General features: G+C 65.5%; 19 protein-coding genes and 1 pseudogene. 15 read left to right on the top strand and 5 right to left on the bottom strand.

What is annotated here, in order from left to right:
• Positions 1–17: 17 nt before the first annotated feature.
• Together acs and SMA01S_RS12275 are read left to right on the top strand one after the other, a co-directional pair.
• A pseudogene (gene acs, locus SMA01S_RS12280) lies at positions 18–1,962 on the top strand (acetate--CoA ligase).
• Positions 1,962–2,456, top strand: coding sequence for an O-acetyl-ADP-ribose deacetylase (locus tag SMA01S_RS12275; protein WP_066822220.1), 495 nt, complete (start codon positions 1,962–1,964; stop codon positions 2,454–2,456). The pseudogene acs and the gene SMA01S_RS12275 overlap by 1 nt, the downstream one beginning before the upstream one ends.
• 139 nt (positions 2,457–2,595) lie before the next feature.
• Here SMA01S_RS12275 and SMA01S_RS12270 read toward each other — a convergent pair whose 3' ends face one another.
• Positions 2,596–3,066 carry a lasso peptide biosynthesis B2 protein gene (locus tag SMA01S_RS12270; protein WP_157093920.1) on the bottom strand — a complete coding sequence of 157 codons (471 nt, stop codon included), beginning with the start codon at positions 3,064–3,066 and terminating at the stop codon, positions 2,596–2,598.
• Positions 3,067–3,165: 99 nt separating this feature from the next.
• On the opposite strand from SMA01S_RS12270, the gene SMA01S_RS12265 reads away from it, so the two are divergent.
• From SMA01S_RS12265 to SMA01S_RS12245, 5 genes are all read left to right on the top strand, one after another.
• The gene (locus SMA01S_RS12265; RefSeq protein ID WP_066822213.1) at positions 3,166–5,205 is read left to right on the top strand and encodes a M13 family metallopeptidase; all 2,040 of its coding nucleotides are present in this window, start codon (positions 3,166–3,168) and stop codon (positions 5,203–5,205) included.
• A 98-nt stretch (positions 5,206–5,303) separates the two neighbouring features.
• A complete protein-coding gene (locus tag SMA01S_RS12260; RefSeq protein ID WP_066822210.1) occupies positions 5,304–5,861 on the top strand; it encodes a sugar O-acetyltransferase in 558 nt (185 codons plus the stop codon).
• 56 nt (positions 5,862–5,917) lie between these two features.
• Complete coding sequence (locus SMA01S_RS12255) at positions 5,918–6,235, top strand: ArsR/SmtB family transcription factor (protein ID WP_066822206.1); 318 nt, start codon at positions 5,918–5,920, stop codon at positions 6,233–6,235.
• Positions 6,232–6,693 carry an SRPBCC family protein gene (locus SMA01S_RS12250; RefSeq protein ID WP_066822203.1) on the top strand — a complete coding sequence of 154 codons (462 nt, stop codon included), beginning with the start codon at positions 6,232–6,234 and terminating at the stop codon, positions 6,691–6,693. The genes SMA01S_RS12255 and SMA01S_RS12250 overlap by 4 nt, the downstream gene beginning before the upstream one ends.
• Positions 6,690–7,373 carry a glutathione S-transferase family protein gene (locus SMA01S_RS12245; RefSeq protein WP_066822200.1) on the top strand — a complete coding sequence of 228 codons (684 nt, stop codon included), beginning with the start codon at positions 6,690–6,692 and terminating at the stop codon, positions 7,371–7,373. The genes SMA01S_RS12250 and SMA01S_RS12245 overlap by 4 nt, the downstream gene beginning before the upstream one ends.
• A gap of 19 nt (positions 7,374–7,392) precedes the next feature.
• On the opposite strand, the gene SMA01S_RS12240 is transcribed toward SMA01S_RS12245, so the two are convergent.
• Together SMA01S_RS12240 and SMA01S_RS12235 are read right to left on the bottom strand one after the other, a co-directional pair.
• On the bottom strand, positions 7,393–7,647 hold the full coding sequence (locus SMA01S_RS12240; RefSeq protein WP_245649255.1) for a hypothetical protein: 255 nt from the start codon (positions 7,645–7,647) through the stop codon (positions 7,393–7,395).
• Positions 7,648–7,744: 97 nt separating this feature from the next.
• Complete coding sequence (locus tag SMA01S_RS12235) at positions 7,745–8,767, bottom strand: SDR family oxidoreductase (protein ID WP_066822194.1); 1,023 nt, start codon at positions 8,765–8,767, stop codon at positions 7,745–7,747.
• 95 nt (positions 8,768–8,862) lie between these two features.
• On the opposite strand from SMA01S_RS12235, the gene SMA01S_RS12230 reads away from it, so the two are divergent.
• The 3 genes from SMA01S_RS12230 (at position 8,863) to SMA01S_RS12225 (ending at position 10,970) form a co-directional block, all read left to right on the top strand.
• Positions 8,863–9,831 carry an NADPH:quinone oxidoreductase family protein gene (locus SMA01S_RS12230; protein WP_066822191.1) on the top strand — a complete coding sequence of 323 codons (969 nt, stop codon included), beginning with the start codon at positions 8,863–8,865 and terminating at the stop codon, positions 9,829–9,831.
• A 45-nt stretch (positions 9,832–9,876) separates the two neighbouring features.
• Positions 9,877–10,023, top strand: a complete 147-nt coding sequence (locus tag SMA01S_RS25380; RefSeq protein WP_369405667.1) for a DUF6471 domain-containing protein — start codon at positions 9,877–9,879, stop codon at positions 10,021–10,023.
• Between the two features lie 233 nt (positions 10,024–10,256).
• Positions 10,257–10,970 carry a DUF8453 domain-containing protein gene (locus SMA01S_RS12225; protein ID WP_066822188.1) on the top strand — a complete coding sequence of 238 codons (714 nt, stop codon included), beginning with the start codon at positions 10,257–10,259 and terminating at the stop codon, positions 10,968–10,970.
• A 249-nt stretch (positions 10,971–11,219) separates the two neighbouring features.
• On the opposite strand, the gene SMA01S_RS12220 is transcribed toward SMA01S_RS12225, so the two are convergent.
• Both SMA01S_RS12220 and SMA01S_RS12215 read right to left on the bottom strand, forming a co-directional pair.
• Entirely contained in the window at positions 11,220–12,044 is an 825-nt protein-coding gene (locus SMA01S_RS12220; protein ID WP_066822186.1) for a flagellin N-terminal helical domain-containing protein, read from the bottom strand.
• A 215-nt stretch (positions 12,045–12,259) separates the two neighbouring features.
• Positions 12,260–13,081: a flagellin N-terminal helical domain-containing protein gene (locus tag SMA01S_RS12215; protein WP_066822183.1), complete on the bottom strand. Its 822-nt coding sequence runs from the start codon at positions 13,079–13,081 to the stop codon at positions 12,260–12,262.
• Between the two features lie 239 nt (positions 13,082–13,320).
• Here SMA01S_RS12215 and SMA01S_RS12210 point away from each other — a divergent pair, with 239 nt between their 5' ends.
• The 5 genes from SMA01S_RS12210 to SMA01S_RS12190 are packed head-to-tail and all read left to right on the top strand — an operon-like array spanning position 13,321 to position 18,397.
• Complete coding sequence (locus SMA01S_RS12210; RefSeq protein ID WP_066822306.1) at positions 13,321–14,574, top strand: sigma-54 interaction domain-containing protein; 1,254 nt, start codon at positions 13,321–13,323, stop codon at positions 14,572–14,574.
• Entirely contained in the window at positions 14,571–14,939 is a 369-nt protein-coding gene (fliE, locus tag SMA01S_RS12205) for a flagellar hook-basal body complex protein FliE (RefSeq protein WP_066822180.1), read from the top strand. Before SMA01S_RS12210 ends, fliE begins: the two co-directional genes overlap by 4 nt.
• Positions 14,940–14,947: 8 nt before the next feature.
• Positions 14,948–16,672, top strand: a complete 1,725-nt coding sequence (fliF, locus tag SMA01S_RS12200; RefSeq protein ID WP_066822177.1) for a flagellar basal-body MS-ring/collar protein FliF — start codon at positions 14,948–14,950, stop codon at positions 16,670–16,672.
• Positions 16,672–17,682, top strand: a complete 1,011-nt coding sequence (gene fliG / locus SMA01S_RS12195; protein ID WP_066822174.1) for a flagellar motor switch protein FliG — start codon at positions 16,672–16,674, stop codon at positions 17,680–17,682. The genes fliF and fliG overlap by 1 nt, the downstream gene beginning before the upstream one ends.
• Positions 17,666–18,397 (top strand): FliH/SctL family protein, encoded by a 732-nt coding sequence (locus tag SMA01S_RS12190; protein ID WP_157093919.1) that lies wholly within the window; start codon positions 17,666–17,668, stop codon positions 18,395–18,397. Before fliG ends, SMA01S_RS12190 begins: the two co-directional genes overlap by 17 nt.
• The last annotated feature ends 6 nt before the right edge of the window (positions 18,398–18,403 follow it).

Genomic DNA, 18,403 nt, shown 5'->3' with positions numbered 1-18,403 from the left:
TGGACGAGGGAGAGAGCATGTCCGAGCAGAGCGTCTATCCGGTACCTGGCGATTGGGCCAAGCGCGCGAAGGTCAATCGCGCCGGCTATGAAAAGCTGCACGGCCGCAGCCTGGCCGATCCCGGCACCTTCTGGCTCGAACAGGCGCGCCGGCTCGACTGGATCAAGCGGCCGGAAATGGCCGGCGACTGGTCGTTCGGGCAGGACGATTTCCGCATCAGCTGGTTCGCTGACGGCGTGCTCAATGCCTCGGCCAATTGTCTCGACCGCCATCTGGCGACGCGCGGCGACACCGTCGCCCTGATCTGGGAGCCCGACGATCCCGCCGAACAGCCGCGCCGCATCACCTATCGCGAGCTGCACCGCGACGTCTGCCGCTTCGCCAATGCGTTGAAGGCCCAGGGCGTGGCCAAGGGCGACCGCGTCACCATCTATATGCCGATGATCCCCGAAGCCGCGGTGGCGATCCTGGCCTGCGCGCGGATCGGGGCGATCCATTCGGTGGTGTTCGGCGGCTTCTCGCCCGAAGCGCTCGCCGGGCGGATCGAGGATTGCGGATCGACTTTGGTGATCACCGCCGACGAAGGCCGGCGCGGCGGCAAGAAGGTCCCGCTCAAGGCCAATGTCGATGCGGCGCGCAACCACGCGCCGGGGCTGGAAAAAGTCATTGTCGTCCGCGCGACCGGTGGCGACGTCGCGATGGGCGATGGCGATTTCTGGTATCACGATTTGGTCGAGCAGGCGTCCGCCGAGTGCCGGCCCGAACCGATGAACGCGGAGGATCCGCTGTTCATCCTCTATACCTCGGGATCGACCGGCAAGCCCAAGGGCGTGCTTCATACCACCGGCGGCTATTTGGTCTGGGTCAGCCTCAGCCATGAACTGACGTTCGATTACCGGCCCGGCCAGATCTATTGGTGCGCGGCCGATATCGGCTGGGTCACCGGGCACAGCTATATCCTCTACGGCCCGCTCGCCAACGGCGCGACCAGCCTGATGTTCGAAGGCGTGCCCAACTGGCCCGACGCCAGCCGCATCTGGCAAGTCGTCGACCGCCATCAGGTCGAGATCATCTACACCGCGCCGACCGCGCTCCGCGCTCCGCGCGCTGATGCGCGAAGGCGACGATTACGTGACGCGGACCAGCCGCTCGTCGCTCAAGCTGCTCGGCACGGTCGGCGAACCGATCAATCCCGAGGCGTGGCGCTGGTATCACGAAGTGGTCGGCGAGGGGCGCTGCCCGATCGTCGACACCTGGTGGCAGACCGAAACCGGCGGCCACATGATCACGCCGCTGCCCGGCGCCACCGACCTCAAGCCCGGCAGCGCGACCTTGCCGTTCCCAGGAGTCGATCCGCAGATCGTCGATGCCGACGGTTTTGTCCTCAACGGGGCGGCCGAGGGCAATCTGGTCATCGCCAAGAGCTGGCCCGGCCAGATGCGCAGCGTCTGGGGCGATCATGACCGCTTCTTCCAGACGTATTTCACCACCTATCCGGGAAAATATTTCACCGGCGACGGCTGCCGCCGCGATGAGGATGGCTTTTACTGGATCACCGGGCGGGTCGACGACGTGATCAATGTCAGCGGTCACCGCATGGGTACCGCCGAAGTCGAGAGCGCTTTGGTGCTCCACGCCAAGGTCGCCGAAGCGGCGGTGGTCGGCTTCCCGCACGACATCAAGGGGCAGGGCATTTACGCCTATGTCACGCTCAACGCCGATGAGGCGCCGTCGGAGGAATTGCGCAAGGAACTCGTGCAATGGGTGCGGATGGAGATCGGTCCGATCGCCTCGCCCGACGCGGTGCAATTCGCGCCCGGCCTGCCCAAGACGCGCTCGGGCAAGATCATGCGCCGCATCCTGCGCAAGATCGCCGAGGGCGACGTGTCGAACCTGGGCGACATTTCGACCCTGGCCGATCCGGCGGTGGTCGACGATCTGGTGAAGAACCGGGTCGGCTGATGCCGGTCGAGGCGGTTCGCGGCGACATCACGCGGCTGCAGGTCGACTCGATCGTGAACGCGGCCAATGCGTCGCTGCTCGGTGGTGGCGGGGTCGACGGTGCGATCCACCGTGCGGCCGGGCCAGAGCTGGTTGCCGAATGCCGCATGCTCAATGGCTGCGAGCCCGGCAGGGCCAAGGCGACGCAGGGCTACCGCCTGCCTGCGCGCCATGTGATCCATACGGTCGGTCCGGTGTGGACCGGCGGCGGCAAAGGCGAGGCGGAGACGCTGGCGAGTTGCTATCGCGAAAGCCTGCGGATCGCCGAGGCATTGGGTGCGCGCACGATCGCTTTTCCGGCGATCAGTACCGGCATTTACGGCTATCCGCGCGACCAAGCGGCGACGATCGCGGTGCGCGAGACGATGGCTGCGGCGGAGCGGTTCGACCACATCCTGCTGGTCGCGTTCGATGAGGAAACATTCGAGTTATACCGAGATGGCCTCGGCGAGTAATTGGACGGGATAAGCACTCTTATTCTCCGCCGTCACCCCGGCCTTGTGCCGGGGTCCACTCCTCCACAACCGAGCTGAGGCATTGTTGCACGGTGGATGCCGGGACGAGCCCGGCATGACGGTGAGAGGCCTGCTCCCCTCAAACGAAACAGGCGATCTCGCCCATCTCTTTCGGGATCGGATAGCCGGTCACCTTGACTCCCGCCGCGTCGAGCCAGGCATGAGCGTCGATCGCGCGGGCGCCGCTGGGGCTCGCGCCGAAATGCATCACGCTGGCGATGCCGCGCCGCCGCAGCATCGCGTGCGCCGCCATCGCCTGTTGCAGGCAGACCGAGCGGAACGGCATGAACGGTGCGGCCGAACGCACTGCCCAGCCGATCGCGCGTGCGGTCGCCGCCTCGTCCGGGGTGGTCGCCGCCGCGCGCTGGGCGACGCGTGGGTCGGCCGGGGCGACGAAGTCACCCAACCGCCGCGCAACGCGCGCGAACGGCAGGACGAGCAAGATGATCCGCGCCGCAAACATGCTGGCGCAGGCTTCGGCGACCAACAATTGGCGTCGCCAGCCCACTCCGGCCAGTGTCTTCACTTTCTGCAGAATATCGCGCGACATGATGCACATGACTGACAGGGTTTATTGGCGAAGTCGATTGCCTGTGCTTTTGCTGGCCGCTATAGTTTCATAATACACGTAGGGCGGGAGTTTTCTGAAATGAATAAGAAGGTAATCGGCCGGCTGGCGCTGGGCGCTGCCGCACTGGCACTCGCGATCCCGGCGGTGGCGAAGATAGCGGCGACGGCACCGCGCTACGGCGCGTTCGGCATCGACCTCACCACGCAGGACAAGGCGGTCAAGCCGGGCGACGATTTCTGGACCTATGCCAATGGTGCCTGGGCTGCCCGCACGAAGATTCCCGATGACAAGGGATCGGTCGGTTATGGCAACATCCTTAGCGATGAAGCCGAGGTCAACGTCCGCAAGATCCTCGACGACATGGCCGCCAACCCGAGCAAATATGGCGCGACCGGCAAGCAGGTCGGCGATTTCTACGCGAGCTGGATGGACGAAGCGGGGATCGAAGCCAAGGGCACCGCACCGCTCAAGCCCTATCTCGCCAAGATCGCGGCGGTAAACGACCTGGGCGGGCTGCAGACGCTGTTCGCCAGCACCGGCTATGCCTCGCCGGTCGAGCTCGGCACGATGCCGAGCCTGTCCGATCCCGAACATTACACCGCCGTCGTGGGCCAGGGTGGCCTCGGCATGCCGCGCGACTTCTATCTCCTGCCCGGCGAGAAATATGACGCGTTCCGCAAGGCCTATCGCGCCTATATCCAGCAGATGCAGGAACTTGCCGGCATTCCTGACGCCGGCGCCAAGGCCGACGCGATCTTCGCGCTCGAAACCGCAATGGCCAAGGAACAATGGTCGCCCGAACAGAGCCGCGACATTGCCAAGCTCAACGATCCCGAGGATGTCGCCGGGCTGAAGGCCAAGGCGCCCGAGTTCGACTGGGCGCTGATGCTCAAGACCGCCGGGCTCGATTCATCGCCCAAGGTGCTGATGGCCAACAACACCGCGCTGACCGCGATGGGCAAGATCATGGCCGCGACGCCGCTTCAGACGTGGAAGGACTATCTCGCATTCCACTTCGTCAGCGACCACGCGACCTTCCTGCCCAAGGCGTTCGACGACGCCCGGTTCGACTTCTATTCGAAGACGCTGTCGGGTGTTCAGGTCAAGCGCGACCGCTGGAAGCGCGGCGTGCAGCTGACCAACGGCGCGCTCGGCGAAGCGGTGGGCAAGCTCTATGTCGAGCAATATTTCCCCGCCTCGAGCCAGGCCAAGATGGCCGAGCTGATCGAGAATCTGCGCACGGCCTACGGCAAGAAGATCGCCGGCTCGACCTGGATGGACGATGCCACCAAGAAGGCGGCGTTGGCCAAGCTGGCGGCGTTCGAACCGCGCATCGGGCATCCGGTCAAATATATCGATTATTCGTCGCTCCAGGTCGAACGCGGCGACCTGCTTGGCAACGCGATGCGCTCGGCCGAGTTCGATCATCAACTCGACCTGCAACGTTTTCCCAAGCCGGTCGACCGCAGTTTGTGGGGCATGACCCCGCAAACGGTGAACGCTTATTACAATCCGCTCGCCAACCAGATCACGTTCCCGGCGGCGATCCTGCAGCCGCCCTATTTCGATCCCAACGCCGATCCGGCGGTCAATTACGGGGCGATCGGCGCGATCATCGGCCACGAAATGGGCCATGGGTTCGACGATCAGGGCAGCCAGTTCGGACCGACCGGCAAGTTCGAGAATTGGTGGACCGACGCGGCGAAGAAATCGTATGGCGAGCACACCGCCGCGCTCGCCGCGCAGTACGACAGCTATGAAGCGATCCCGGGGACCAAGATCAACGGCAAGCTGACCCTGGGCGAGAATATCGGCGACCTCAGCGGGATCGAGGCATCCTATGCCGCCTATCAGCTCTACCAGGCGAAGCATGGCAAGGCGCCGGTGATCGGCGGGCTGACCGGCGACCAGCGCTTCTTCCTCGCTTATGCCCAGGCATGGCAGGCGAAATTGCGCGACGGCCTGCAGCGCCAGTTGCTGCTGACCGATCCGCATTCGCCGGCGAAATTCCGCGTCAACGGCGTCGTGCGCAACTTCGACCCCTGGTACAAGGCGTTCGGCATCAAGCCGGGCGACGCACTGTATCTGGCGCCCGAAAAGCGCGTCCATATCTGGTAAGCGTTCGAGATATCGAGCTTGCAGGGGGCGTCCGCGATCCGATCGCGGGCGCCCCTTCTTTATTGGACAAGCCCGCAGGGGCGCGACGAGGTATCCGAATGTCGAACAAGGATCGCACGATCATGATCCACCGCCGCACGCCCGAATCGGCGGCGATGGTGGCGAATACCCAGCGCGCGATGGCGATCACGCCCGTCCTCAACCGTCTGACCTATGCCGATGGTAATGAGGTCCGGGCCGTGTTCAGCGACCTGATCGGCCGCCGGGTCGACGACAGCTTCACGCTGATCCCGCCTTTCTACACCGCGCACGGCGCGGACATCCGGGTCGGGCGCAACGTGTTCATCAACCAGAATTGCACGATCTACGACCTGGGCGGGGTCGATATCGGCGACGACGTGCTGATCGGGCCGAACGTCAGCATCATCACGACGGGCCACCCGCTAGAACCGTCGCGCCGCCGCGACGGTGTCACCGCCGCGCCAATCGTGATCGAGCGCAATGTGTGGATTGCCGCCGGTGCGACGATCATCGGCGGCGTCACGGTGGGCGAGAATTCGGTCGTCGCGGCGGGAGCGGTCGTGACTAAGGACGTCCCGCCGAACAGCCTGGTCGCCGGCGTGCCCGCCAAGGTCATCCGCATGATCGAGGGCTGATCGAGCGTCGTCATCCGGCACTTGACTCAAGTGTTAGCTACAGCTTACCGTAAGTCATGGCTAACCGAATCGCCGTCGCCCTCAATGCGCTCGCCGACCCTACGCGTCGGACGATCTTCGAGCGTGTCGGAGCGGGGCCCGGCGCGGTGGGAGAGATCGCCGCCGGACTGCCGGTGTCGCGGCCGGCCGTCTCGCAGCATCTCAAGGTGCTGAAGGAGGCTGGGTTGGTGACCGACACGCCCGACGGCACGCGCCGCGTCTATCGCCTCGACCCACGCGGATTGGGCGCGCTGCGCGACTGGCTCGACCGCTTCTGGGGCGACCAGCTCAGCGCGTTCAAGGATTTTGCCGACCAGCAGGAGAGCCCCGAATGAGCATCGCTCCGATCGTCCAATCGGTGACGGTTGCGGTTCCGCCCGACAGGGCCTTTGCGGTGTTCACCGGGTCGATCGGCCGCTGGTGGAAGCGCGGCATGACGATCGGCGCCAAGCCACACGAAGACGTGGTAATCGAGCCGCGCGCCGGAGGGCGCTGGTTCGAGCGCGATGAGGACGGCACCGAAACCGAGTGGGGCACGGTGCTCGCCTGGGAACCACCCGGCCGCGTGCTGCTCGGCTGGCAGATCGATGCCGCGTTCAAGCACGACCCCGATCTCACCACCGAAGTCGAGGTCACGTTCGTGCCTGACGGAGCCGGCACGCGCGTGACGCTGATCCACAGCCGGCTCGAACGCTTCGGCGAGTCAGCCGAGCGCATCGCCGCGCAGCTCGGCGGTGGCTGGCCGGGCCTGCTCCAATTGTTTGCCGATCTAACCGAGAAGGACGCACGATGACCGAATTCACGATCCACGGCATTCCCGGCAGCCCCTATGTCCGCGCGCCGTTGCTGGCGCTCGAGGAAAAGGGCCTGCCCTGGCGGCTCGAGCCGTTGGCCATGGGCGGCAATCGCACGCCCGATTACAAGGCGCGGCTGCACCCCTTCGCCAAGATTCCGGTGCTCGATCATGGCGATTTCCGACTCTACGAAACGCGCGCGATCCTCGATTATGTCGATCAGATCGCACCCGAGCCGGCGCTGACGCCCGACGCTCCGAAGCTGCGCGCGCGGATGAACCAGGTGATCGGGATCGTCGATTCCTACGTCGCGCCGCGGCTCAGCGGCGCGGTGACCTTTCCCCGTCTCGTCGCGCCGCGCTTTGGCATAGCGGTCGACGACGCGGCGGTGGTAGCGGCGATTCCGGCCGCGCAGGAAGTGGTCGACGAACTCGCCCGCCTGCTCGGCGATCAGGACTATATGGCAGGGCCGGCGTTGAGTCTGGCCGATCTGATGCTGATCCCGCACCTCGTCTTCCTGCCCGATTTTGCCGAGGGGGCGGCGATGATCGCGCCGCATGCCGGTCTCGCCGGCTGGATCGAGCGGGTGAAAGCGCGGCCAAGCATGGCGGCGACCGAGTGGGATGTGCTGCTCGACCGATTCCCGGTAGCGGCCGAGCCTATAGCTGCTCACGCATAGCGAGCGCGCTCGGGCGAGGTCAGTTGGGCACGGCCCACATGGTCGTCCGGTCACGCGCAAGCGTGGTCATGAAATCGTCGAGGGCGGTCAGCCGCTGCTCGATGTCCTCCGCCTCCACGCCGCTCCACACCGAAATATCGTAGCCTGCGCGGGCCTTTTTGAGGTCCCCGCCGTCGCGATAGCGGTCGGTGATGTAAAGCATTTCGAGAAGTTCGGTCGGACGGTTCCGCTCACCGGCTTTGATGACGCCGTATTTTACGAGATATTCAGTCATTATCCCGTCGTTCGATGTGCTGACCATAACCATCCTCTCGCTACGCAGAGATGGGGAGCGCACGATGGCGAATCCAGCCCCATGCGGGCTTTAACTGCTAGACCTTCGAAATGCCCATTGCGATCAGGCTGTTGGCGGTGTCGACCACGCTGTCGGCGGCGGGGCGCGGGCGCCAGCCGAGCTTTTCCATCGCGTGGGTCGGCTCGGCGTGGCGGACCTTGCCGAGCTCGCCGATCAGCTGGCGCACTGCGGGGTCGAACAGCGCCACGATCCGCATCACCCAATTGGGCATCCGCCGCGTCGGCACCTTGCCGGCGTAGTCGGGCAGCCGCTCGCGCAGGATCGCGGCAATCTCCATGAGGCGCAGGAAACCGTTCGGCGCCACCGCCATGAAGCGCTCGCCGCTCAAATCGGGCGCGGACAACGCGCGGATATGGAGGTCGGCGACGTCGCGCACGTCGACCAGGTTGAAGCCGAGATCGGGCAGCGCCGGATAGGTACCCTCGAGCACGCGCTTGACGACTTCGAGCGACGGCGAGAAATCGGCGCCGAGCAACGGCCCCAGCACCATGCCAGGATTGACCGTCACGAATTCCAGGCTGCCGCCCTCGGCCGCGATCCAGTCGCGCGCGGCGCGTTCGGCGATCGTCTTGGACTTGGCATAAGCAGAGACGTCCTTGGCGGTCACGTCGGTCCAGTCGGCTTCGCTGAAACTGTTCTTGTCCGCGGTCCGGCCATAGAAGATCGCGGCGACCGACGAGGTCATCACCAGCCGGGTGACTCCGGCATCGCGGGCGAAGCGGATCGCGCGCAATGCACCGTCGCGTGCCGGCACGATCAGTTCGTTTTCGTCCTTCACCGCGTGCATGGGGATGGGGGAGGCCATGTGGACGACATGGCTGCACCCGGCCATCGCCTCGGCCCAGCCGGCGTCGCTGGTCAGGTCGGCGGCGAAAAAGGACAGGCGGTCATTGTCGACCTTGAGCCAGTCGCGAACCTCGGCTTCGCGGTTGAGGTTGCGGATGGTGGCGCGGACGGTCCAGCCCTGCTCGATCAGCTGGCGAATGGTGAAGCCGGCGATATAGCCGCTGCCCCCGGTGACCAGAACGACGCCCGCCATATGTCTCTCCCTTTGGATGTCTGGCTAGCATATTCGTTGCGAATCGCAACCTGTTGGCGGTTGACCCGCGCCTGCCCAAGGGGGAGAGCAGGGCCATGAAAGCGCTGGTCGTTTCCGAACTGGGCCCCGATTTCGCCGGCTGCGCGCTGGCCGACCTGCCCGATCCGGTGCGGGCGCCGGGACAGGTGTTGATCCGCGTGCGCGCGGCGTCGCTCAATTTTCCTGACCTGTTGATGACCGAGGGCAAATATCAGCTGAAGCCCGATCTGCCGTTCGTGCCCGGCATGGAAGTCGCTGGCGACGTGGTCGAAGCGGATGCGGACAGCGGGTTCGCGCTGGGCGAGGCGGTGGTCGCGGCGACGCGGCTCGGCGGGTTCGCCGAACTGGTCGTTGCGGACGCGCGCGGCGTGCGGCGGCTTCCCGCCAATCTCGATTACGCCGCCGGCGCGAGCGTCGGCGCAGCCTATAACACCGCTTATGTCTCGCTGATCCGCTGCGCCAACGTTCAGCCCGGCGAGTGGGTGCTGGTCCATGGCGCGACCGGCGGCGTGGGGCTAGCCGCGGTCGATCTGGCCAAGGCGCTCGGTGCGCGCGTGATCGCCACCTCGCGCTCGCCGGACAAGCTCGCGGCGGTGGCGACGGACTATGGGATCGACGCGACCTTGCCGGCATCGGGCTTTCGCGAGGCGGTCAAGGAGATTACCGGCGGGGGCGCCGATGTGGTCTTCGATCCGGTCGGCGGCGATGTGTTCGACGAAAGCACGCGGTGTATCGCGTTCGGCGGGCGATTGCTGGTGATCGGCTTCACCTCGGGACGGATCGCGAGCGTCGCCACCAACATCCCGCTGATCAAGGGTTTCTCGGTGATCGGCGTGCGCGCCGGCGAATATGGCCGCCGCTTTCCCGACAAGGGCAGAGAGAATCAGGACGCGATCTGGGCGCTCGCGGCGGAAGGCCGTATCCGCCCGCGCGTCGACCGCCGCTACGCGCTGGCCGATTGGCGCGCGGCGTTCGAGGCGATGCGCGACAGCCGGATGATCGGCAAGATCGTGATCGAGCCGTAGCGTCGGTTTTAGTTTTGCTGTGGCGGCGCTGCGTCGCTCCCCGGCCTGTTCGGGAAATCGGCAGAAATAGGCGCCATGGACTCAGGGTCGAATATCAGGAACAAGCTTAGCCGGGGCAAATTCAAAGCGGTGTTCTTGATTCAATGCCTAGAGGCTACCGGTGCATCGTCGTTACGGCTCTCGGATGGTTGATATTAGCTGCCAGTCCAGCCTCAGATAAAACCGGACAGCCCCAACAGCCCCAAGCCTCCACTAATGCAGAGCGCGATCTCGACGTGATTGCGAACGCTCAGAGTAAGCTAGCTAACGCGAGCGGCCCTAGCGAATATCAGCGCCCATGCGACGAAGGCGAATACAATAACAGGTCGGATCTTTGCGCCCAATGGTATGCTGCGAGAGCCGCTGGAGAATCGGCAAAGTGGGCGATGTGGGCTTTTTGGGCGGGCGTGGTCAGCGCGGTTGGTCTCTTCACAACGCTGATCTTCAACTATCTCGCATGGAAGCAGGGGCGGCAGGGGCGAGAAGATACGCGGCGCGCGATTCGTGAGGCCCGCCGAAGCAATCTGATCAGCATTGTTTCTGAAAGACGCGCCCGTCGCGAGGCGGTGGCGGCCGACCGGCATACGCAGGCGGCGCTCCGAGCTGCGCAGAAGAACGCGGGTGCCGCCGCCAAGCTCGTGGACACGTCCGAGAAAAACGCTCGCCGAGAGCTTCGCGCTTATGTTGACATCGATTATCTTCGGCTTGCCCGGAAAGAGAGTAGGGACACTGAAGACCGGCAATGGGGTGGTGTCGCGGGCTGTCTACGCAACTTCGGCAAAACTCCCGCCGAAAACGTTACTATAAAATTGACTTATGGCCGCGCTAACCCCGGCGGAATTATCTCGATCACATCTATCGAGGACAAAGGGGAGCTTGGCGGATTGAGTCCGTCCGACACTATGGAGTGGAAAGACTTTTTCGGGTTTCAAAGGCCCCTTTGGGACGAGTTGCTGGCCGACAAATGGAAGCTGCACGTCACCCTCGACGTGACTTACAAAGACGCCTTCGGGGATCCCCACTCGATTCACGTCGCGTATAATTCTGATAGCGGAGACGAGGACTTATCTTTCGTCTCGGGAACGCGAAAAATCACCTAGCGCCCTCACAGGCGTCATGCCGCGAGCGATGACGCGCCGTCAAAGGGCATCATCAATGCATGCGCTTTGGTGCATTTGCCACATCCTGGCGGAATACCCTGTTGGGCGACCGGGTGGGCCGGCACCGCAATTCTAGTCGCAAACAAGAAACCCCGGCGGTCGCGCGGACCGCCGGGGTTCGTGGTCGGCCCCGACACCCTGTGAAGGGGGGTTGGTGCCGAGGCCGTACGCCTGTGGCGCTTACGCGCCTCAGCCGCCCAGCAGTTTGAGCACGCCTTGCGAGCTCTGATTCGCCTGGGCGAGCATCGCCGTCGACGCCTGGCTCAGGATCTGGGCCTTGGCGAGGTTGGTCGATTCGGCCGAGAAGTCGGCGTCCTGGATGCGGCTGCGCGCATCGGTCAGGTTGGTCGCATTGTTGGTCAGGTTGTTGACCGCCGACTGCAGGCGGTTCTGACCGGCGCCGAGACCCGCGCGGGTCGTCGACACTTCGGCGATCGCGTCGTCGAACGCCGACAAAGTGAGGCCGGTCTTCATCTTGTTGGCGGTGAAGTCGACCACCGCCGACAGCTTGGTCGTGGCGGCGTTGAGCTGGGTGAACGACATCGTGACGGTGTCGGTCGAGTTGGCGCCTGCCTGGATCGTGACGTTGTTGGTTGCGGTCGCGAACAGGTTCTTGCCGTTATAGCTGGTGTTGGCGATGATCGAGCTGATCTGCGCGCCCAATGCATCCTGCTCCGCCGTGATGTTGGCGGCGTCGCTGGTCGAATAGGTGCCGTTGGCGCCCTGCACCGCGAGCTCGCGCATGCGCTGGAGCATGTTGGTGACTTCGTCGAGCGCCCCTTCGGCGGTCTGCGCCATCGAGATGCCGTCATTGGCGTTGCGCACGCCCTGGTTCATGCCGCGGATCTGCGAGGTCATCGAGGCCGAGATGGCGAGGCCGGCGGCGTCGTCCTTGGCCGAGTTGATGCGCATGCCCGTGGACAGGCGGTTCATGGCCGTCGACAATGCGTCGTTGGCCTTGGTCGAAGCATTCTGCGCTCGAAGCGCGGAAATGTTGCTACCGATAACGGTCATAAAGGTCTCCGTTGCTGACGCTCCCCGCCACCCCCAAGGCAGAAGGTCGAGCCGTCGACAGCAACGAACGACCGCTTTCGCGACCGTTTAAGTAAATTTTTTCGTCACCATGAAAATCCCGGCGGCGGATCGGCCGCCGGGATCTCGTGGTACGCTTCACTCGAAGCCTGTCCTGCCCAGCCCTCGGGGGGATGGGACCGGGCAGGATCCCTTCATTAGCCGAGCAGCTTGAGCACGCCCTGCTGCGACTGGTTAGCCTGGGCCAGCATCGAGGTCGACGCCTGGGCCAGGATCTGCGCCTTCGCCAGGTTGGTCGATTCCGACGAGAAGTCGGCGTCCTGGATGCGGCTGCGCGCGTCGGTCAGGTTGGTCGCGTTGCTGGTCAGGTTGTTGACCGCCGACTGCAGACGGTTCTGGGCAGCACCCAGGCCCGCGCGGGTCGTCGACACTTCGTTGATCGCGTCGTCGAACGCGCTCAGCGCCAGACCGGTCTTCATCTTGCCGGTGGTGAAGTCGACCACCGCCGACAGCTTGGTCGTGCCGGCATCGAGCTCGGTGAAGTCGACCGAGATCGCGTCCGCCGTGTTGGCACCGGCCTGGACCGAGATGCTGTTGGAAGCGGTCGAGAACAGGTTCTTGCCGTTGAAGGCGGTGTTGGCGACGATCGAGCCGATCTGAGCGGACAGAGCGTCCTGCTCCGCCGTGATGTTGGCGGCGTCGGTGGTCGAATAGGTGCCGTTGGCCGACTGCACCGCGAGCTCACGCATACGCTGCAGCATGTTGTTGACCTCGTCCAGCGCGCCTTCACCGGTCTGCGCCATCGAGATGCCGTCATTGGCGTTGCGAACGCCCTGGTTCATGCCCTTGATCTGGGCAGTCATCGAGGCCGAGATGGCGAGGCCGGCGGCGTCGTCCTTGGCCGAATTGATACGCATGCCCGTGGACAGGCGGTTCATCGCCGTCGAGAGGGCCAGGTTCGCCTGGTTAGAGGCATTCGTCGCACGCAGCGCCGATACGTTGCTTCCGATAACAGTCATGTCCGTGTCTCCACTTGCTACGACGATCCCCGCCTCTCCCCCGAATAGTGCGAGGGGCCGAGCCGTCTGAACCGGAGAACGGCAGGTATTTGCCGGGCTTTAGGCAAAAAATTGCCGGTCCTTTGCCGGTCATGTTCATTTCGGGTGGGCGCGCGGTAATTTTTTGCCGCCGTTGCCGGATGGTTTACGTCTCGTTTACCAAGTTCCGGGCATGTCTCCTCACGACGAAGGGGGAATACATGCGTTCGATCTTTCCATCCGATCTGGTGATGCGGCAAAAATATGCCCTGGTCTCTTCGCTGCGTGCGCAGGGCCTGGGGGTTGCCGAGGGCGACGCCCGTCCGCAGGCGAGCGACGTCTTCCTGGTGATGGAAGGCGAGACGGCGCCGATCGCCGACCGCACCATGGTCATCGGCAGCGAAGGCCGCGGGTTCCGTCGCGGATCGGGCGGCACGCCCACGCGCCTCTCGTTCGGTCCGGCCGACAACGCCATCGGATCGGCTTTCGCTTATGCTTATGCCGCCGGCCCCGAAGCGCCGACCGCGGCCGACCCCGAAAGCCTCGCGCTGTTCGCGCTGGCCGAGCGCGTCGCCGACGCCGACATCACGGTATTGATCAACGGCCCGACCGGCACCGGCAAGGAAGTGCTGGCGCGCACGATCCACCTGAAATCGCGCCGCCGTGACAAGCCGTTCGTCGCGATCAATTGCGCGGCGCTCCCCGAAAGCATGCTCGAGGCATTGCTGTTCGGCCACCAGAAGGGTGCCTTCACCGGCGCCAGCGCGGCGGGCGAAGGGTTCTTCCGCGCGGCCGAGGGCGGCACCTTGCTGCTCGACGAGATCGCCGAGATGCCGCTCCAGCTTCAGGCCAAATTGCTCCGCGTGCTGCAGGAGCGCGAGGTCATCCCGATCGGCGCCTCGACCCCGATCCCGATCGACGTCCGCATCATCGCCTGCGCCAACCGCGACCTGCAGGACGAAGTCGCCGCCGGCCGCTTCCGCTCCGACCTTTATTACCGCCTGTCGGTATTCCCGCTGACCACGCGCTCGCTGGCCGATCGCCCGCAGGACATTCCGGCGCTCGCCGCGGCGATGATCCTGCGCCATTCGGGCACGCGCCAGTCGATCCCCTGGCCCGACCAGGGCGCGATCGACATGCTGATGTCGCACGACTGGCCGGGCAATGTCCGCGAGCTCGAGAACGTGATCCAGCGCGCCTTGCTGTTTGCCGCCGGCGACACGATCGGCGCGAGCCATATCGTGTTCGACCGCCGTCCCGAGCCCAAGGCCGATCCGGTCCCCGGGCGGAGCGCCGACACGCTCGCCAATGTCGTCCAGTTCAGCGAGTTCCAGGCGATCCGCGAAACGCTCGCCGCGTGCGGCGGCAGCCGGATCGAGACCGCGCGCCGGCTCGGCATTTCCGAACGCACCCTTCGCTACCGTCTCGCCAGAGCGCGCGAGCAGGGTGAAGATATCACGAGGATGTGGGCATGAGTGGCATCAACGGCATTGGCGGCGCGATGAGCGTCGACCGGGTGATGGCGCTGCGTGCGCAGATCCTGGAACGCAATACGGCGCTGGCGCGCGCCGGGGCGGCGGGGCCGACCGCCGCGCCCGCCACGGTGCAGCCGGCCGGGCCCGCCAGTTTCGCGGACTCGCTGACGAACGCGCTCAACAGCGTCAACGACAGCCAGAACCGCGCCTCGGACATCTCCACTTCGTATGAACGCGGTGAGACGATCGACATCGCCAAGGTGATGCTGGCCCGCCAGGAGGCGTCGGTCAGCTTCGAAGCGACCTTGCAAGTCAGGAACAAGCTCTTGTCCGCCTATAAGGACATTATGAGCATGCCGGTTTGAGATAGGCCATGAGCAACGAACTCACCCAATCCGCTCCGCTCGCTACCGAGCGTTTCGCCAACCCGCTGAAGCAGGTCCAGGGCTTGCTGGGGCAGCCGGCGATCCGCCGCAGCCTGCCGATGATCCTGATGGTCGGGCTGATCGCGTCCGCCGCGCTCGCCTGGTTCATGCTGTCGACGCCGACCCAGAAGACCTTGTTCACGGGCTTGCCCGACAGCGACAAGTCGCAGGTCATGGCGGCGCTCAAGACCGGCGGCATCACTGGCCGGATCGACGAGGCGACCGACGCGCTGACGGTCAACGAGGACGATTATTCCAAGGCGCGGATGCTGCTCGCCGGCCAGGGCCTGCCCAAGGCGGCGCCGGGTGGCTATGCGATCCTCGACAACCTGCCGATGGGCGTCAGCCGTGCGGTCGAAGGTGAACGGTTGCGCCAGGCGCGCGAGACCGAGCTTGCCCGCTCGATCCAGGATATCGACGCGGTCGCCGAGGCGCGCGTCCATCTCGCCGTGCCCGAGAATACCGTGTTCGTGCGCGACAATGCCGCGCCCTCGGCCAGCGTCATCGTCAAGCTCCAGGCCGGCCGCGCGCTCAGCGACGCGCAGGTCTCGTCGATCGTCAACCTCGTCGCCTCGTCGGTGCCGGGGATGAAGCCCGACGACGTTACCATCGTCGACCAGATGGGTGCCTTGCTGTCCAAGCCCGGCGCCGGCAGCGATAGCAATGACGCCGCGGTGCGCTATCAGCGCCAGGTCGAACAGAAATATCGCGAGCAGCTGACTCAGTTGCTGACGCCGTTGGTCGGCGCGGGCAATTTCACCGCAGAGGTGACCGCCGACGTCAATCTCGACGACACCAGCTCGACCCGCGAAAGCTATGACAAGGCCGGCGCGCTGCGCGCCGAGCAGGGCAATTGGACCAACAAGGACGCCCCCAGCCCGCAGGCGCCGGGCGGGATTCCGGGCGCATTGTCGAACACCCCGCCGCCGCCGACCACGGTCGCGACGCCGACGCCCACGCCGACTCCCGCTCCCGGTGCGACGCCGGCGGCCGGAGCAGCGGGCGCGCCTGCCGCCGCGGCAGGGGCCGCCACCTCGCCGGTGATGCCCGACACGGCCAAGGCGAGCGACAGCTATGCCCGCGCCTACGATCTCGGCCGCGAAGTCTCGGTGACCCGCAACGCCCCCGGCGCGCTCAGGCGCCTGTCAGTGGCGGTCGTCCTGCGCGACGTCGAAGGATCGAAGCCGCGCTCGCCGGTCGAGATGCAGCAGATCACTCAGTTGGTGAATTCGGCGGTCGGTGCAAATAGCGCCCGCGGCGACCAGGTCACCGTGATCAGCCGCCGCTTTGCCGCCGCGCCCGATCTCGGCGGCGGCCAGCCCTGGTACGAAAGCGGCTGGCTGGCGATGGTCCTGCGCAACGTCACCGCGATCGTCATCGCCTTGCTGGTGCTGATGCTCGGCGTCCGCCCCTTGTCCAAGGCGCTGATGAAGAAGCGCGACGATGCCGGACGCGGCGCGGCCGGACGTGACCTCAACGCGACCTTCGGGATCGGCTCGCCGATGGCGCCCGGCACCGGCAGCGGCCCCAACGGCCAGCCGGTCAGCATCGACGCGCTCGAAAGCGCGCAGAATTTCGACGACCGGATCGGGATGGTCCGCGGCTTCACCCGCGACAACCCGACGCGCGCCGCGCTGGCGGTGCGTGACATGATCAAATCGGACGCCCGCTGATGAACGCTCCCGCCTCTCTCCGTGCCTATTCGGGTGTCGAACGCGCCGCCGTGCTGATGATGCTGGTCGGCGAGGAGGAGGCCGCGGCCATTCTCCAGAAGCTCGATCCCGAGGAAGTTCGCCAGCTCGGCAAGGCGATGTTCGCGGTCGCCGATGTCGGCGAACCCGAGGTGCAGATGGTGCTCGACGATTTCGTCGGCAAGGCGCGCGACCGCACCGCGATCGGGTTCGATCCCAAGCCGATCATCGAGACGATGATGACGCGCGCGCTCGGTCCCGAAAAGGCCGACAGCGTGCTGGCGCGGATCACCCCGCCCGACGCGCAATGCCAGATCGACCTGCTCGACTGGATGGACGCGGCCGAGATCGCGGCGATGATCGAGAAGGAACATCCGCAGATAGCCGCGGTGGTGATCGCCAATCTCGACCAGGACGTCGCGGGCCAGGTGCTCGAATTGCTGCCCGACTCGATCCAGCCCGAAATCCTCCACCGCGTCGCACGGCTGGGGCCGATCACGCCCGAGGCGGTCGATACGCTCCGCACGATGCTCGCCAATCGCAGCGGCGCCGGCGGCCAGTCCGCCGGGGTGATGCTCGGCGGTACCAAGGAAGCGGCACGCATCCTGTCGGGCGCGCGCAAGACCACCGAACAGCGCGTCATGCCCAAATTGTTCAAGATCGACCGCGAAGTCGCCAAGGCGATCGAGGAAGCCTTGTTCGTGTTCGAGAATCTGCTCGACATGGACGACAAGAATCTCGGCACGCTCATCCGCAACATCGACAGCGACCTGCTCACCCGCGCGCTCAAGGGCGTCGACGAGGCGACGCGCAACCGCTTCCTCGGCTGCATGTCGTCGCGCGCCGCCGACGGCATTCGCGACGAGATGGAAGCGCGCGGCCCGATGAAGCTCAGCGAAGTGCTCGACGCGCAAAAGGCGATCATCCAGCTCGCCCGCGCGCTGGCCAAGGACGGCACGATCATGATGGGCGGCGATGACGATTATGTCTGACCGCCCGCTCAACGAATTCGTCGCCGGATTCGCGAGCCGCCACGACCAGGCGGGCGCTGCGCTGCGCCGTGCCTTTGCTGCCAAGGGTGTGGCTTTCTCGCCGCGCGACATGACTCCCGAGCCGCCGCCCCAGCCCGAGGCGCAGCCGCGCCATTTCGAGCCCGCCGATCGCGACGGGGATCCGACCCAGGGCTGGGATCCGTTCGACGCGACGCAACAGCCGTCGGGATTCGTCGATCCGATCGCGACTGCCAAGGCGCTCGGCTATGAAGAAGGCGTCGCCGCGGCAATGGCCCAGGTTGCCGCCAACGCGGCGCGTGACCGCGCGCTGATCGATGACCTGATCGCCGCGATCAACGACGATCGCCGCATCGATCGCGACCGGCTGGCCGGGCATCTCCGCCAGACCGTGACGCAATTGGTCCGCCAGATGGTCGGCGAGGCGGGAGTCGACGCCGACCTGCTCAATCGCCGGGTCGCGGTCGCCGCCGGCATGCTCGCCGACGATGCCGAATCCGCGGTGCTGCGGCTCAATCCCGAGGACATGCCGCTGGTCGACGGCCATCTGCCCGCCAACATCTTCGCCGCCGGCGATATCAAGGTCGAGCGCGGCCATTTCGTACTCGAATCCGCCGCGACGATCGTCGAGGACGGGCCGGATCTGTGGATCGAGCAACTCGCCCAGGCAATCGACCGCACGGCGTTGCCGGAATGATTTTCC

It is taken from the genome of Sphingomonas mali NBRC 15500, assembly GCF_001598415.1.
Lineage (GTDB): Bacteria > Pseudomonadota > Alphaproteobacteria > Sphingomonadales > Sphingomonadaceae > Sphingomonas > Sphingomonas mali.
This window is presented reverse-complemented; position numbering and strand designations above follow the sequence as displayed.